The sequence below is a fragment of the Bradyrhizobium sp. 215_C5_N1_1 genome, assembly GCF_052075935.1.
Taxonomy (GTDB): domain Bacteria; phylum Pseudomonadota; class Alphaproteobacteria; order Rhizobiales; family Xanthobacteraceae; genus Bradyrhizobium; species Bradyrhizobium barranii.
Window position 1 is genome coordinate 6,755,508 of sequence record NZ_CP197228.1, and the last position, 15,119, is coordinate 6,770,626.

Annotated in this window: 13 protein-coding genes; 3 read left to right on the plus strand and 10 right to left on the minus strand. The window is 64.2% G+C overall.

Annotated features, from left to right (window positions below):
- Positions 1 to 45: 45 nt before the first annotated feature.
- A complete protein-coding gene (locus AB7G19_RS32355; protein ID WP_085404527.1) occupies positions 46 to 348 on the plus strand; it encodes a hypothetical protein in 303 nt (100 codons plus the stop codon).
- A gap of 94 nt (positions 349 to 442) precedes the next feature.
- On the opposite strand, the gene AB7G19_RS32360 is transcribed toward AB7G19_RS32355, so the two are convergent.
- From AB7G19_RS32360 to AB7G19_RS32375, 4 genes are all read right to left on the minus strand, one after another.
- Positions 443 to 1,375 carry a dihydrodipicolinate synthase family protein gene (locus AB7G19_RS32360; RefSeq protein WP_085404528.1) on the minus strand — a complete coding sequence of 311 codons (933 nt, stop codon included), beginning with the start codon at positions 1,373 to 1,375 and terminating at the stop codon, positions 443 to 445.
- A gap of 92 nt (positions 1,376 to 1,467) precedes the next feature.
- Complete coding sequence (locus AB7G19_RS32365; RefSeq protein ID WP_085404529.1) at positions 1,468 to 2,826, minus strand: ABC transporter substrate-binding protein; 1,359 nt, start codon at positions 2,824 to 2,826, stop codon at positions 1,468 to 1,470.
- A gap of 213 nt (positions 2,827 to 3,039) precedes the next feature.
- Positions 3,040 to 4,095 carry a LacI family DNA-binding transcriptional regulator gene (locus AB7G19_RS32370; RefSeq protein ID WP_085404530.1) on the minus strand — a complete coding sequence of 352 codons (1,056 nt, stop codon included), beginning with the start codon at positions 4,093 to 4,095 and terminating at the stop codon, positions 3,040 to 3,042.
- 105 nt (positions 4,096 to 4,200) lie between these two features.
- A complete protein-coding gene (locus AB7G19_RS32375; RefSeq protein ID WP_085404531.1) occupies positions 4,201 to 5,388 on the minus strand; it encodes a CaiB/BaiF CoA transferase family protein in 1,188 nt (395 codons plus the stop codon).
- Positions 5,389 to 5,560: 172 nt separating this feature from the next.
- On the opposite strand from AB7G19_RS32375, the gene AB7G19_RS32380 reads away from it, so the two are divergent.
- Complete coding sequence (locus AB7G19_RS32380; protein WP_085404532.1) at positions 5,561 to 6,448, plus strand: VOC family protein; 888 nt, start codon at positions 5,561 to 5,563, stop codon at positions 6,446 to 6,448.
- 54 nt (positions 6,449 to 6,502) lie between these two features.
- Here the strand turns inward: AB7G19_RS32380 and AB7G19_RS32385 are convergent, their stop codons facing one another.
- The 6 genes from AB7G19_RS32385 to AB7G19_RS32410 all read right to left on the minus strand — a co-directional run bounded on the left by AB7G19_RS32385 (position 6,503) and on the right by AB7G19_RS32410 (position 13,363).
- Positions 6,503 to 6,787, minus strand: coding sequence for a hypothetical protein (locus AB7G19_RS32385; RefSeq protein ID WP_135215059.1), 285 nt, complete (start codon positions 6,785 to 6,787; stop codon positions 6,503 to 6,505).
- A gap of 198 nt (positions 6,788 to 6,985) precedes the next feature.
- Positions 6,986 to 9,487, minus strand: coding sequence for a two-component system VirA-like sensor kinase (locus tag AB7G19_RS32390; protein WP_085404533.1), 2,502 nt, complete (start codon positions 9,485 to 9,487; stop codon positions 6,986 to 6,988).
- A complete protein-coding gene (locus AB7G19_RS32395; protein ID WP_234678505.1) occupies positions 9,484 to 10,392 on the minus strand; it encodes a cytochrome-c peroxidase in 909 nt (302 codons plus the stop codon). Before AB7G19_RS32395 ends, AB7G19_RS32390 begins: the two co-directional genes overlap by 4 nt.
- Positions 10,393 to 10,578: 186 nt before the next feature.
- Positions 10,579 to 11,214: a DUF1127 domain-containing protein gene (locus tag AB7G19_RS32400; RefSeq protein ID WP_085404534.1), complete on the minus strand. Its 636-nt coding sequence runs from the start codon at positions 11,212 to 11,214 to the stop codon at positions 10,579 to 10,581.
- A gap of 107 nt (positions 11,215 to 11,321) precedes the next feature.
- Positions 11,322 to 12,047, minus strand: coding sequence for a response regulator (locus AB7G19_RS32405; protein WP_085404535.1), 726 nt, complete (start codon positions 12,045 to 12,047; stop codon positions 11,322 to 11,324).
- Positions 12,048 to 12,412: 365 nt separating this feature from the next.
- A complete protein-coding gene (locus AB7G19_RS32410; RefSeq protein WP_441268734.1) occupies positions 12,413 to 13,363 on the minus strand; it encodes a c-type cytochrome in 951 nt (316 codons plus the stop codon).
- Between the two features lie 391 nt (positions 13,364 to 13,754).
- Here AB7G19_RS32410 and AB7G19_RS32415 point away from each other — a divergent pair, with 391 nt between their 5' ends.
- Positions 13,755 to 15,101, plus strand: a complete 1,347-nt coding sequence (locus tag AB7G19_RS32415) for a glycosyltransferase (protein WP_085404537.1) — start codon at positions 13,755 to 13,757, stop codon at positions 15,099 to 15,101.
- Positions 15,102 to 15,119 lie beyond the last annotated feature (18 nt).

The window sequence follows — 15,119 nt, forward strand, 5'->3', positions numbered from 1 at the left end:
GCCCCGCTTCCGGCTGTCGCGTCCCCGGCACCGTCAGGCGCGTCGATGTCATCGACGATCGATCCTGCGTTGGTGGGCACCTGGGAGATCATGGTACCGGGCCGCCGCGGACAATCGCGTTGGATCTGGCAGATCATGAACGACGGCACTTACAAATTCCACGCCGTGCCGCAGCGCTCGGCCCATCCGCACGAAGGCACGATGATTGCTGCAAATGGCCACTGGACCCTACAAGCCCGAAGGGGCCTTTCGGGTTATAGCGATGGCGGCGCCTACGAGATCCGCGATACACTCGCGGTGATCACGGGCAAGCTGGGCACCGGCGCCTGGAAGCGCAGCGCGGAGTGAGGGCACGAGCCCAGTACGCATCCGATAGATGGTGCCGCTCTGCCGCAGTCACGCGACGATCGCCCCATATCATCGAGATTTGCGAGAGCCGCGATCAGCGCGTGGCCGCGATCCTTGCGCGGAAGCTCGCCTGCCCCTGCATGATCTTGTCGAGCAGTGCATCGAGCGCCCAGAAGCGCTCACGGATGTCGAAATCGATGGTCCGGCTGTGGGCGCAGGCGAACGTGCCGAGCCTCTGATGGTACAGCTTGGCCAGCTTGGGATATCCCATCGGCTCGGCCATCGCCGCGAGGGCGAGATAGACGGAGAGATCGTCCGCCAGCGCCGGATGCCGCGCGCTATCGGTCAACAGCCATTTGTAGAGATCGGGATGGAAGTTCGTGAACACGCCGGTGAAGCCGGCGGATCCGCTTCTGATGGCGTCGAAGGCGATCGCCGCATTGGCGTTGACGATGGCGAGCGAGGAGTTTTTCGTCAGCGCCACGCGACGCTTCACCGTCTCGAGGTCGCAGGACACGTCCTTGAGGATCGCGAAGCGCCCGCTCTCGGCGCAGAACGCCAGCTCGTCGTCGGACATGAGCCGCCGGAACGGCGCGGGACATTCGTAGAGGCCGAGCGGAAGATCGGCGGGCAGCGCATCGAGCAGATGGCGCAGATGATCCATGAAGACGGTGCCGCCCTGCCCCTTCGGATCGAACCGGTTCGTCACCAGCACCAGTCCGTCCACGCCGGTCGCGGCGATGGAGGTCAGCTCGGTCACTTGATCGTCGCGGGATTCACTGACGTGGCCTGACGCGATGACGGGCACCCGGCCCGCCGCCTGCCGCACGACGAAGCGCGCCAGCGCGACCCGCTCCTCGAGGCTCAAAAACTGCATCTCGCTCGACTGGGCCACGGCGAACAGCGCATCCGCGCCGTTGGCAATGTACCATTCGACGAGGTTTTCGAGGCCCGCATAGTCGATTGCGTCGGCTTCGGTGAACGGCGTCAGCATCACCGGAATGATGCCCTTGATGGTTGCGGTCACAAATCGGCTCCCAGGCGTTGAAATTGTTGACAGGCAGGAGCCTGCCGCTCACGCGTCTTGCAACGCGTGAGCGTAGCTGTTCGGGCCGGCGATCAGTTGCCGGCCACTTCCTTGATGCGTGCGATCATGTCGTCGACGGCCTTGTCGACCGGCACCTTGTTGGTGACGATGGCGTTCACGGCCTTCATCCAGACGTTCTCGTTGTTGAGGGTGGTGAACTTGTAGTTCTTGCTCATCTCGTAGCCGCCGACGCCGGCGAAGAACTGGTCGCGCACGGCGCGGCGATGAACGTCGCCGTCCCAGAAGGCGGACTTCTGTGCGGCCGTCTTGACCGGGAACCAGCGGCCGAGCGCGCCTTCGACATAGGGCTGGAGGTTCTCGTCGCGCAGCAGGAACGAGACGAACTCCTTGGCGCGGTCCTTGTTCTTGGCCTGCTCGAAGATCAGGCCGACCACCACGGAGGCGCGGGTGTGGACCGGCGTACCATCCGGCTTGTTGGGCCAGACCATGGTGCGGATGCGGTCATTATAGTTCTTCTTGGCTTCGTCGCGCTGCTCGGCGGTGAGCGTCTCGTTGCCGGCGTCGTCGAGCCATTTGCCGGGGAGCGAAACCGTCGAATTGTGGGTCATGATCGTCGTCTTGTTGTGGAAGGCGACGTTGTTGTCGGGATCCTTCCAGCTCGTCGCCGATTGCGGCGTGCAGCCTTTCGCGGCGAACTCGACATAGTCCGTCATGGCGGCGACGAGGCCCGCCTTCACCTTGGGATCGTCGACCAGGAGCTTGCCGTTGTCGTCGACCAGCACGACGTTGTAGGCGTCCATGAACACCAGGAACGAGATGAAGCTGTCGGTGGCGTCGACGCCCATCGGATGGCCGACGCCGTAGATTCGCTTGCCGGACGCCTTGCGCACGGCCGGTTGCGCCTTGTCACACCAGAACGACCAATAGCCCTTCCAGTCCTTCGGGATGTCGGTCTCCTTGAGACCTCCCTCCTCCAGCATGTCCTTCCAATAATGCAGATGCAGCGTCGCCTGCTTCAGCGGGAAGGCGTAATAGGCCTTCGCCTTGGTCTTGTCGTTGTACAGCATGACCGTTTCGAGCGACTGCGGGGAGAACTCGCCCTTGATCGGTGCGAGCACGGAGCCGAGATCGACCAGCTTGCCCTCGGAGGCCCACTTGCCGGCGCCCTGGAAATGGTAGGTGTCCGCATAGGTCACGTCGGGCGGACTGCCGGCATCGAGCGCCGCCACCAGCTTCGGCATCATGTCCTGCGTCGCATATTGCGACAGCTCGACCTTGACCCCGGTCTTGGCCTCGAACTTCTTGATGACGGCGAGCAGCGCGTCTTCCTCGGCCTTGTAGTAGCCCTTGTTCCACCAAACGACGAGCTTCTCCTCGGCGGCCGCGGGGCTCGCCGTTCCCATCATCGGCAAGAGCAGCGAAACCGCCATCGAACAGTTTCTGGCCCACCGCAAAACGCTATTCCGCATTGTCGTTTCCTCTCCGTCTCATCCGGCGAGGGGCCCGCCGGTTGCGCTCATGGCGTTTAAAACGCGGCTATGTAAGCGCTTACATATGAGGAGTCAAGCGGCCCTTTTGCGCGGGAAGCCGCCCTCTTGGCGGGACCAGGCGCGCTATCGAAGAGACGACCGCTCTCTGCGGGATCAGGCGCCCCTCGCGTGACCTGCGCTGTCGCGGATTTTCAGAACAGGCACGACTTCGCGCGACTGCGCCTGCGCTTGCCGGCCCGCGATCACGGCGAGGAGCTCGTTGGCCGCCAGGACACCGATCTCCTGATTGTCGACCTTCATCGTCGTAAGCCCCGGAGAAAAGCGCGATGAAATCGCAAGATCATCGAAGCCGGTGATCGAAAAATCCCCGGGCGCGTCGAGGCCGCATTCCCGCGCGGCCATCAACGCACCGAGCGCCAGATTGTCGTTGCCGCAAACGATCGCGGTCGGCCGGATGTCGACGGCTTGCGTCATCAATCCGGCAAAGCTGGCCGCGCCGAACTCCAGCGTCGAGGGACCCATCATCAGATCCTGCGCCGCAATTTCCAAACCCGCGGCCGCGAGCGCTTCGCTGACGCCGCGAAGCCTTTCCTTGACGCGGTCGTTGTTGGTGTCCGGCTGGAAGATGGCGGCAAACCGGCGATGGCCGAGCGACAGCAGATGCTCCGTCATGCGGCTGAACGCGGCGCGATTGTCAAAGCCGATGCACGGATGCGGTGACAGCTTGTTGTATGAGTATGTCACGACATAGGGAATGCCGCGCGAGTTAAACGCGTCAAAGAGCTCGGGGGGATGATTTTCACCGACCACGGCAATTGCTTCCACGCCGCGCGCAAGCATCGCTTCGGCCTGCCGCAAGCCCTCGTCCGGATCGTAGTTCGAGCAGCCCAGGAACAGCGTGAAGCCGCGTTCGCTGAAGACGGTCTGCATGCCGCCGATCTGGTGGGCGAAGATTTCGTCGTCCAGGGTCGGGATGATGGCGCCGGCGATATGCGTCCGGCGCGAGGCCAGCGCCCGTCCCGCAGCATTGGGAATCCAGTTCAGCGCGCGTGCGGCGTCCTTGACCCGCTGCCTGACCTCTTCGGAGACCTTGTCGGGTTCGTTGAAGGCGCGCGAGACGGTCGCGGTCGAGACATTGGCCTTGCGGGCGACCTCCTCGAGCTTGACGCGGCCGCTGCCTCCACGCGCTCTCTTTGAACCTGCCACCATCCCCGCCACGTCGGTCGAACGCTTGATCGATCAATACCTTGCCATGGTATTGACGACCACCGGAGTCCTCAATGAAAATCTCCTAGCGTGAGGCGCGCGCGCTTCCTAGACGATCCCGCCCTGCCGAAGCGCCGCAATCGCAGCCACGTCGTAGCCAAGCTCCGTCAGGACGAGGTCGGTATGCTCGCCGAGCGTCGGCGGACGCGATGCGATCTCGCCGGGCGTTTCCGACAGCCGGACGGCAGCGCGGGCCACGGGTGCGCGTTTCGGCAGGCCGGGATACTCGACATCCTGCATGAAGCCGGCGGCGCGAATATGCGGATGGTCCAGCGCCTGTTGCGGGCTGAGGACGGGCCCGGTCGGAATCATGGCCTTGCCCAGCGTGTCGACAGCCTCCTGCGTGGTGCGCTCGGCGCACCAGCGCGCCATCCGCGCGCTGATGACGGGGCCGTTATTGCCGCGGCTGATGTCGTCGGCAAAGCGCGGATCGTTCAGCCACTGGTCCTCCTCACCCATCAGCTTCGCCCAGCGTTTGAACAGCGGATGCCCCGTGACCTGGCACAGCACCCAGCCGTCTTTGGTGCGGTAGATGTCGGCCGGTGCTGCAGTCTGGCCGAGATTGCCCGTCGGCACGCGATTGACATTGATGACGGCCTGCTCGATCAGCGTGGCATTGGTGAAGGACAGCGCGGTGGCGAGCAGCGCGCCCTCGACGATCTGCCCGCGTCCGGATTTGCCGCGCTCGATCAGGGCTGCAAGCGTCCCGAACGCGCAATGCAGCGCCGTGCCGAAATCGACCCAGTTCACCGCGGCCCGATATGGCGGGTCGCCAGCACCGGTCATGTACACCGAGCCCGACATGACCTGGCCGACGCCATCGAAGCCGACGCGGTCGGACCATGGCCCCGGCCCGCCGAACGCGGTGGCGGTCGTCAGGATGATGTCGGGCTTGATCGCCTTCAGCGAGTCGTAGTCGAGCTTCATCGCGCGCAGGGTCTGCGGCGGCAGATTGGCGACGACGACGTCCGCGGTCGCGATCAGGCGGCGCATCACCTCCTGCCCTTCCGGCTTCATCGGATCGAGCGTGATGCACTTCTTGTTGCGGTTGACCTGCAGGAACAGCGCGCCTTCGCCGCCCTCGCCGACCGGCGCCACGAAGCGATCCTCGCTGCCGTCGCGCTTTTCCACGCGGATGACCTCGGCGCCGAATTCGGCCAGCAAGGTCGCGCAATAGGGCCCTGCGATATAGCGCCCGAAATCGAGGACGCGCACGCCCTCCAAAACTCCTCCCATCGATCCCTTCCCATATTCATATGTTCTGGCCAGATTACAGGGACTGGCTGCCACGGCAAGGCGGCAACGGACATCATGCCCCTGCCCTCAAGATGTGATCGGCGAACAGTTTCGGCCGGCGGAAATTCTGCTCTAGTATCGATCTCTCAGTCCCCCCAGCCAGAGCACATCCATGCCGCAACAATTCGATCGATCCGCAGAAGATCTCGGCAACGCGATCCATTTCGAGCACGTCAACATCCAGGTCCCCGACCAGCGCCTCGCCACGCTGTTCTACGTGACCGGGCTTGGACTGACCCGCGATCCCTACCTGATGGTGTCCGACACCAACATGTGGATCAATGCCGGACGGAGCCAGTTTCACCTGCCGAGCGGCAGGCCGCAGGTGCTGCGCGGCCATGTCGGGCTGGTCATCGAGGGCCGCGAGGCGCTGCTGGCGCGGCTCGCGTCGGTCGCGAAGAAGCTCGAGGGCACGGCGTTCGCATTCGCCGAGCACAACGATCATGTCGAGGCGATCTGTCCGTGGGGCAACCGACTGCGCTGCTACGAGCCGGACGCCGCACGCTTCGGCCGCATCGCGCTCGGCATTCCCTATGTCGAGTTCGACGTGCCGGAAGGCACCACGAAGGCGATTTGCGCCTTCTACCCCGAGATCATGGGCATGCCCGCAAGCTTGCGAAACGGCGACGGCCAGGTCGCCGCCGTGAAGACCGGCCGCGACCAGCATCTGTTGTTCCGCGAGACCGATCGGCCCCAAGGCGACTACGACGGCCACCACGTGCAGATGTACATCACCGACTTCTCCGGCCCTTACCGCAAACTGCTGGCGCGCGACCTGATCTCGCGCGAGGACAATCAATACCAGTACCGCTTCTGCGACATCGTCGATCTCGACAGCGGCAGGCATCTCTTCACGGTCGAGCACGAGGTCCGCAGCGCGACCCATCCGATGTTCATGCGGCCGATGGTCAATCGCAATCCGGCGATCAACAACCGCAATTACGCATTCGGCCACGATCAGTCGCTCTGGGCGATGGGGCCGGATCAATACGAGGGATAGGAGATGGCGAACGCGCGCCTTACGGCGCGCGCCATCCGTGACCTCGGCCGGCCATCAGCAGCCACGGCAGATGATCAGCCGGCGGTCGATCTCCCTGTCGAGCCGCTGCAGCTCCGCGTCTTGGGGCGAGGCTTGCGTCGACCCGGGCACGTCGCTGCGTCGCGGCTGCCGGTGACCGATGGGAGCCTGCCGGGACAGGTCCGCGAACTTCATTGCGTCCACACTGCCAGGCGAGGACATGGTCACAGGCGCGCTTGCGCCTCCGGCAGCCCTGAGGCTGGAAACCGATCCGAACAGAAACGTAGCTGCGACGACGGTCACGCCAAGTCTGATTGACATCATCATTCTCCTATCGCGGTGACGTTGCGACGATGCGCATGCGATGGATAGGAGGTCCCGGCTACTCGACCATTTCGCCCGCGGCGACATCGCGTTACCATTGCAACCGCGATCGCCGATTGTCGTGCGCCAGCTCTGGATTCCTGTTTTGACGCGCTTTCTTCGCGCGCGCCGGTATCCGCTTCGCTCGAAAACGCTCTACCGCGCCGCGGCGGACCGCCTCACGCGTCGTCGTGCGGCCGACGAGGCGACGCTCCGCGCCAGGACGCCGGCGAGCTCCGCCGATATCAGCGGGTGATGAACGAGCTCGGTGATCCCTGACGTCTCCAGCGACGGCACCGCCAGCTCGCGCGTCGATGGGCTCGCCAGAATCATCGGCAAGGCCGGCGCTGCCGCGTGCAATGCCGCAGCCAGCTCGATCGAGGAGCCTCCGGGCATGTGACACACCAGCGCCGCATCGAAGCGCGTTTGCGCGGTGCGGCAGGCAGTGATCGCCTCCGCCAGCCTGGTGAACCCGACCGGCTCATAACCCAGCGCCGCGAGGATTTCCTCATGGCGCAACAGGCGACGGCGATCGGTGTCGAGCACCAGCACCGTCTCGCCCGCGCCACGGAACGCAAGATCGGGGCTGTGCTGAACCGGCACCGCCTCGTCGGGATCGCCGGATGGCAGCCAGACGTCGAAGCGCGTGCCCGCATCCGGCTCGCTCTGCACGGCGACGGCGCCGCCATATTGCTCCGCGATCTCGCGAACGGTTGCGAGCCCGATGCCGTTGCCGTCCGGACGCGTCGTGAAGAAGGGCTCGAATATCCGTTCCAGCGTCGCCTCGTCCATTCCCGGCCCCGGATCGGTGACCGAAATCACGGTGAAGCGGCCGGGGCCGACCTCACTGCGTCCGATCGACAATGGCTGTTGAAGATCGCGCACCTTGATGCCGAGTTCGATGCAACCCGGCTCCGTCATCGCCTGTGCCGCATTGTTGCAAAGATTCAGGATCACCTGCTGCAACTGGGCGGGCTCGCCCATCACGGTGGCCTCTTCGGCCGACTCATTCACCTCGAACTGGACGTGCGAAGGCAACGAAGCCGCCAGCAGCGATCTGGTTTCGTCGATCAGGGTCCTGACACAGACACGCTCCCGCCTGCCCTCGCCGCGGCGGCCGAAGCCGAGAATCTGTTCGACCAGTTCGCGCGCCCGCTCGCCGGCACGGCGAATCTCCGCAAGGCTGCCGGCCGGCCGGCCTCCCGACCGGATTCGCGCTTCGGCGATCTCGGCATAGCCGAGGATCGCGCCGACGATATTGTTGAAGTTATGGGCGATACCGCTGGCAAAGGTGCCGAGGGTTTCCATGCGGCGTGCCTGTTGCAGGCTCGCCTGCAAGCGCTCCTTCTCGCCTTCGAGCCGGACCCGGCGGATCGCGTTGCCGATGGCGTCGAACGCCATGCGAAACAACGAGACTTCGGACCAGTATGCGAGCGCCCCGGCCGGCACGGTATCGAAGCCGAGGATTTCATCGCGATGTCCCCTGACCGCCGTCACGCACAGCCAGCCGCCGACGCCAGCGTCCTCGAGCAGGTTCATCGTGTCGTCGGGATGGGCGGCCTTGACCTTGGGAATATAAACGATACCGCCTTCGCCACTGTCGAAGCGTGGCGCGAGGCTCAGCGCGCGATCCGGCCAACCCGGCTCGAATGCGATCCCGTCGCGGGACCACCGATAGGTGCTTGTCGTCGTCCCGGTCGCGCCGACGAAATAGGCGCGATCCGCACCGATGCATCCGGCGAGCTGTTGCAGCGCGGTCTCGACGTCAGCGGTGATCCTCTCGCGGCTCGAATCGATGAACCGCATCGAGATGCCGGCCATGACGTGCTCGAACGCCGCTCGGCGGCGCAGCGTGACCGCGCGCCGGTGCAATAGCAATCCGAAATAGACCACGCCGCAGAGTAGCAGCAGCGACGTCATGAACTGCAACAGGCGTACCCGGCGCGCCGACGCCCGCGAGGCGAGCTGACGCCTGGTGATCAATGCCAATACGGCATCCTGCTCGCGGTTGTTCGATTCGGCGACGAGCGTCTTCACGATCGTGTCGATGTCGGGCAGAAGGTCATGCAGCATCTCCCCGTGCATCAGCAACGCGCGGACCGAATCCATGTCCTGCGGCGGCGTTTGCACGAGCGCCAGCTCTTCCAATCGACCCTGGACCTGACGCGCCACGACGTCCGACGTATCGAGCGTCAGGCGCAGCATCGCCGCCGCCAATGCGGAGGCGGCGGTGACCAGCGCCCGCTGATCCGACTCGGCCAACTTGTCGCTGAACAGACCGAAATAGGCAAAGGAGTTCTGGAGCAGCGCGTTGCGGCTCTTGAACCGTTCGACCAGATCCTCCTGCCGGAGGGCGCGTGCCGACAGCACATCGATGGCCCTGGTCTCTTCGGCATTGAGACCCGGCGTTTCGCGCAGCCGCGTCAGGGCGTCGTCATAGGCATCGGTCATCTGCACCAGCTTGTCATAGTTGCGCGACAGGCCGACGCGCGCGGTCAGCACTTCCCTGGTCATCGCGCGTTCGAACCGGGTGAAGTCGCCAAGCGCCTGGAGCTGACGGTCGTAACGCACCGAATTGAAGTTCAGCCCGTTCAACAACAGCCAGGTCAGCAGGGCGAGCACGCAGGTTACGCCGATCACGGCGGGGGCAAATTTCATGGGGAGCCTCCGACAGTCGCGCCGCGATAGGTGCCGGTCAGACTGTTCAGAAAGGCGACGAGCGCCTTGACCTGCTTCTCCGTCAACGTGGCGTTCAATTGGGCAAAGGCCATCTTGCGAACCGCGTCATCGAGCGTCGGCGCGCTGCCGTCATGGAAATACGGCGGCGTGGTCGCGACGTTGCGCAGGCTCGGCACGCGCAGAATTTTCGGCTCGGGCGATGCGAGCGGGTGGAATATGCCGTGGCGCTGAAACAGATTGCCGCCGACATTGACGCCCTGATGGCAGGACGCGCAGCCCAGCGATTTGAACAATTGGTAGCCGCCCAGCTCGTCCTCCGACAGCGCCGCGGCGTCACCCGCCAGCCAGCGATCGAACTTGCCGCCCGGCGTGACCAGCGTGCGCTGGAAGTTCGCGAGCGCGTCGACGACATCGCCGCGCTCCGGGCGGTGGCCGTAAGCCGCGAAGAAGCTCTCGCGCATGTCGGGATCGGCATTGAGCTTCTCTGCGATCTCGACCGAGCTGCTCGCCATGGTGCGCGGGCTTTCCAGCGACGCCCTGGTATCGGCTTCGATGTTGCGTAATTTTCCTTCCCAGCCGAAGCGAAAGCTGAGCGCCGCATTGAAGACGGTGAGCGTGTTGAGCGCGATCGCCGCCCCGTCGGGGCCGACATCGTGCTGCCTCGGGCTCGCGCCGTTCGTCGCGATATCGTGACACGATGCGCAACTGCGTGAATTGTCGTGCGACAGCCTGCGATCGGAGAACAGTCGTTCGCCGAGCTTGACCTTCAGCGGATTGATTGCCGGCGGTGCCGGAATGGGCGTGATGGGCTCATCCTTGCGGACCGACACGAAGGCAGACGGCGACTGCGACGGTGCCGGAGAGACCTTCAGAGAGCACGGCACCAGTGCGCAAATCACGATCGCGCAACGTCGAAGGCCGGCACCTCGTCCGGCCCCGAGAAATCTGGCGAACTGCTGCACGCCCAGCAATGTGGGGGTGAAGCGAGAATTGTCGCGGCTGCTCAAGGAATTTTGATCGAAGCTGGATGATTTCGCGAAGGTGGCCGCCACATGCTCCGGGCGATGGTGTCAGCAATCACGGCAGTACCTCACCACCCGCTCGATGTCCGACCTGCCGGAAATCCCGAGGTCCCGCAAGGTCCGGTCATCGAACTCCATCAACGCAGCGACGGCCTTCCTGATCTCACGTTCCCGACGCCAGTGCGCAGGCAGGTCCATCAGAGTCCCGAGGGTCGCGCCGAGCGACCCCAGCCGATTCCAGCTCCGCTCCAGTCGCGCATCGCGTGGCTCGGCGCGATCGAGCCTGACGATATTCCCATTATTGTCATTCCCATTGTTGTCGGCTCCATCGTTGCCGCGCTTCTCCGCGGGCTCGCGACCCGCCGAGGGCGACCGGCAATCTCTCGTGGCCTCCAGCATCGCCTGAACCGGCGCGGCTGCTGTCGGATGCAAGGCCGCCCCGTAAAGGGCAAAGCCTTCCATCAAGGAGGCGAAGACCGCCCACCAGAATGTGGTGACGGGCTGATCCTGCCCGGCAGGCGGCACGTCCGGTGGCGAAGCGATGTCCGGCGCGCGATGCCTCGCGGCAATCGCACCGAGACGGACCATGCCACGACCGTCAGATCGTGCGACCCAGTTCGCCCTGTCGAGTTCCATGTGACCCGGCAAGGCAACGCGGCTCACACTGTGAGAATACTTCTCCATCGTAAATCTCCCACACGCTGTTGGTGGGAGGCAATCTGACGGCCCGCTGTTACGCCAAGGTCACCGCCATCGGCAAATTGGCTACAATTGCAATCCGCCAATTGCTTCTAGAACGGATCGACCGGCACCGCGAAGACATAGCCGACGCCGCGCTCGGTCTGAATGACGCGCGGCGCGCTCGGATCGGTCTCCAGCTTGCGCCGCAGCCGCAGCACCTGGACGTCGATGCTGCGATCGAAAATATCCTCATGGATGCGGGTCGCCTGCAGCAGATGCTCGCGGGTCAGGGCACGCTGCGGCGCCTCGAGAAAGGCCAGCAGCAGCGCATATTCTCCCTTGCTCAACGGCACCGGCGCTTCGTCGGGATCGGTCAGCTTTCGGCTGCGGCGTTCGAGCTTCCAGCCGCTGAAGCGATAGCCCCCGCGCTCGGGATCGCGGGCGCGCGCGGCCCGTCCCATCTCCTGCCGCCGCAACACCGCGCGGACGCGCGCCAGCAGCTCACGCAACGAGAACGGCTTGATGATGTAGTCGTCGGCGCCAAGCTCGAGCCCGACGATGCGATCGATCTCGTCGGGGCGATGGCCCGTCGTGATGATGACCGGCACGTCGGAATGCGACCGGATTTCCCTCAACAGGTCCAAACCGTCATCCTGACCAAGCCGAAGGTCGAGGATGATCAGGCTCGGCTGGCTGCCATCGAGATAGTGGTTCAATTCCGATCTGTTGGAGGCCGCCCTTGTCGGGATATTGTGCTCCTCGAGATATTTGATCACCATTTGCCTTAACGTCGGATCGTCATCGACGACGACGATGTGGCCAATATCTGCAAGCATTCCATACTCTCAAAATTCGCCGTCCGCCGAGTGAGCTGTACTTAAAAATTGCGAACGTCAACGTCCGGCTGTGGTGAAATGATATTGATGTCGTCCGAATTGGAATCGCTCAAAATAGAACGGGATATCCGCGGTCATCGGCACACACTGAACCTATCTATGATGCCGTGATGACGCCGCAACAGGGTAATTCTGCGGCTAATTCCACCGGATGTCGCATACGTGAATAATTGTGATCCCAACGCTTACTACTTTGGGGCGATAGGAAGCCTGCGGCCTGCGCTGTCGTTCAGCGACTGCGATGTGCTGCGCAGGCTGTTGCCCGGCCCCGCAGGGCGCGGGCGTTTGCGGGCTTCACGGACTCATCAGGAGCCCGGCAGAGCCAACAGGTACTGGTAGATCGCGGCGAGATCGTCGTCATCCATCCGCCCGATCGGCCGCCACGGCATCTGCTCGCCGAGCCGATGCCCGTTCGGATCAACGCCTGTGCGCATGGTGTCGACGAATTGCGCAAGGCTCCAGTTCTTGACGATACCGAGGTCCGGTCCGAGCGGCGGCAATTGTCCCGGCACGCCGCCGCCGAGATCCCTGCCGTGGCATTCGCGGCAATCCTGATAGGACAGCAGGTACTTGCCATAGAGCGCCGTCGGCGCCTTCGGCGGCGCGGTGATCACGCCGGTGAAGACGGGCTTCGCATCCGGCAACAGTCCGGCGCCCAGCATCACGATGCCCAGCAGGCTGAAGCGATCCGGCGGATCCGGGGTCTGCGCACCGCTCGCGGGCAGGCTGCGGATGTAGGCGATCACGGCCTTGGTGTCGTCGTCACTGAGCCGGCCGGCATTGGCGAAGGACATGATCGCCAGCCAGCGCCCCCTCGCGTCGATCCCGTTGCGAATGGCTCGAAAGATCTCGGCATCGGACCAATTCTTCAAGACGCCGGCGGGCGTGAGATTGGCCGGCACGAACGCGCCGATGGGAATCGGGAGATCCTTGGCCACATCGCCGCCGCCGGTCAGCGTCCCGGTCTGCGAGTGACATGCGGCACAAAAGCCGTCGGCCACGGCCATGCCTCGGGCAATCTGGTCCGGTGTCGCCTCGATCTTCACATCCGGGACCGGTGCAGAACGGGCGTGTTGCCGGACGATACCGACCGCGGTCAAAGCGGCGACGCCGAACACTGAGACGGCCAGCACGGCCGTCAGCACCATGCCGCTCCACTTCGCCAGAGCAGATTTCGTCCGGGCGGCGCGAACGCCCAGCCAGGCCAGAAACGCGATGAACGCAACCATCGCAATCAGGGCGACAATATTTTCCATGCCAGTCCTCAATGAATTGGGTGCGACCGATGCCGCGCGACATCCGGATCGTCAAAAATGAATTTCGGCCGACGCCAACGCGCCAATATCTGCGAAGGTGTGCCATGCGGAGGTCTGCCGGATTAACAGCGCGGTGTTTCCGTGCCGTTTCATCGCCCGCCGCTCGCGTTACAATTGTAATCCTGTGCCAGCATTATCGCTGCTGGCAGGATGTCACCGGTTTCGCACCGAACTTTTTTTGCCCGGCCTTGGCAGCGCCACGATGCGTTGCCGCCGTAACCATTTTCGCTGCCGCCGGAAGTCTTGGCGTAACGGCGATCGCTTCAATTGCCTCTTACTCGACCGGACGCTCTGGGGCGACCGTGCATCGATCATCAAGAGGTCAACTCACATGAAGATTCTTATCGCTTCGACACCTGCGACGGGTCATCTCAATCCGATGCTGGCGATCACGCAAATCCTGCGTGGAGATGGTCACGAGATCGCTTTCCTGACGGGCACCGCCTTTCGTGCCCGCGTCGAAGCCAGCGGCGTGAAGTTCTTTCCCCTTCCCGAGGACGCGGACTTCGATCCGAACGACGTCTTCTCGCGATTCCCCGAACTCAAGACCATTCCGCCGGGACTGGAGTGGTTCCGTGTTGCTTGCGAGCGCATCTTCGTCGACGCCATTCCGGCCCAGCACCAGGGGCTGCTGCAAATCCTGCGGCAATTCCCCGCCGACATCATTGTCGCCGACGACATGCTGTTCGGTGTGCTGCCGATGCTGCTCGGACCGCGCTCGCAGCGGCCTCCCATCGCGCTCTGCGGGACCTCGTTTCTGCATTGGGCGCGCGAGGACGGCGGGCCCAATTTCCTCGGTCTGCCGCCGGCAAAGACCGACGAGGAGCGCGATCGCTACGCGGCCATGGCGCGGGAATTTGATGCGGCAGTCGATCAGCCGGTGTCGATGCGCCTGAACCGGGCGTTGAAGTCTCTCGGGGTCGGGCCGATCGCGATGCCGATGTTCCATTCCGTGGTCGCTCTCGGGGATGCCTATCTGCAACTGTCGGTGCCAAGCTTCGAATTTCCTCGCGAGATTCCGCCCTCAGTGCATTTCGTCGGCACCCCGCCGATCATCGCCAACCAGGTTCCGCCGCCGTCCTGGGCCGAAGAGCTCGGCGGATCGCGCAAGATCGTTCTGGTGACGCAGGGAACGGTGGCCAATCACAATTTCAATCTGCTGGTTGCCCCGACGCTGGCGGCCCTCGCGGACGAGGAAGACATCCTGGTGATCGTGACGGCAGGCGGCCGCCCGATTGACGCCATCCCCGGCAAGATCCCGTCGAACGCGCGCATCGCCAGCTATCTGCCGTTCGAATGGCTGCTGCCGAACGTCGACGTGCTCGTCACCAACGGCGGCTATGGCAGCGTCAACCAGGCCATGAGCTTCGGCATCCCGCTGGTCACCGCGGGGCTGACCGAAGACAAGGCCGACGTCAACGCGCGGGTCGCATGGTCCGGGGTCGGCATCAACCTCGCGACCAACGAGCCAACACCGAAGGCATTGCGCGACGCGGTGCGGACGGTGCTCGATCAATCCCGCTTCCAGTCGCGTGCCTCGCAGATCGCCGACGAATTCGCCGGGATCGACACGCGGGCCGAAATCCTCCGGGTCATCGGCGAGCTCGTGGCCGACGAGAGCTCGCACACCGGCGCGATGGCGGCAAGCCGGGGGCGGCGCGCCGAACGGCGCGCGTAATCGCCGAACGCGACGATG

Excerpts from the sequence above, each read along its gene's own strand:
- AB7G19_RS32355 (WP_085404527.1), top strand. The coding sequence starts at position 46 with ATGTCATCGACGATCGATCCTGCGTTGGTGGGCACCTGGGAGATCATG.
- AB7G19_RS32365 (WP_085404529.1), bottom strand. The coding sequence starts at position 2,826 with ATGGCGGTTTCGCTGCTCTTGCCGATGATGGGAACGGCGAGCCCCGCG.
- AB7G19_RS32370 (WP_085404530.1), bottom strand. The coding sequence starts at position 4,095 with ATGGTGGCAGGTTCAAAGAGAGCGCGTGGAGGCAGCGGCCGCGTCAAG.
- AB7G19_RS32375 (WP_085404531.1), bottom strand. The coding sequence starts at position 5,388 with ATGGGAGGAGTTTTGGAGGGCGTGCGCGTCCTCGATTTCGGGCGCTAT.
- AB7G19_RS32380 (WP_085404532.1), top strand. The coding sequence starts at position 5,561 with ATGCCGCAACAATTCGATCGATCCGCAGAAGATCTCGGCAACGCGATC.
- AB7G19_RS32385 (WP_135215059.1), bottom strand. The coding sequence starts at position 6,787 with ATGTCAATCAGACTTGGCGTGACCGTCGTCGCAGCTACGTTTCTGTTC.
- AB7G19_RS32390 (WP_085404533.1), bottom strand. The coding sequence starts at position 9,487 with ATGAAATTTGCCCCCGCCGTGATCGGCGTAACCTGCGTGCTCGCCCTG.
- AB7G19_RS32400 (WP_085404534.1), bottom strand. The coding sequence starts at position 11,214 with ATGGAGAAGTATTCTCACAGTGTGAGCCGCGTTGCCTTGCCGGGTCAC.
- AB7G19_RS32405 (WP_085404535.1), bottom strand. The coding sequence starts at position 12,047 with ATGCTTGCAGATATTGGCCACATCGTCGTCGTCGATGACGATCCGACG.
- AB7G19_RS32410 (WP_441268734.1), bottom strand. The coding sequence starts at position 13,363 with ATGGAAAATATTGTCGCCCTGATTGCGATGGTTGCGTTCATCGCGTTT.
- AB7G19_RS32415 (WP_085404537.1), top strand. The coding sequence starts at position 13,755 with ATGAAGATTCTTATCGCTTCGACACCTGCGACGGGTCATCTCAATCCG.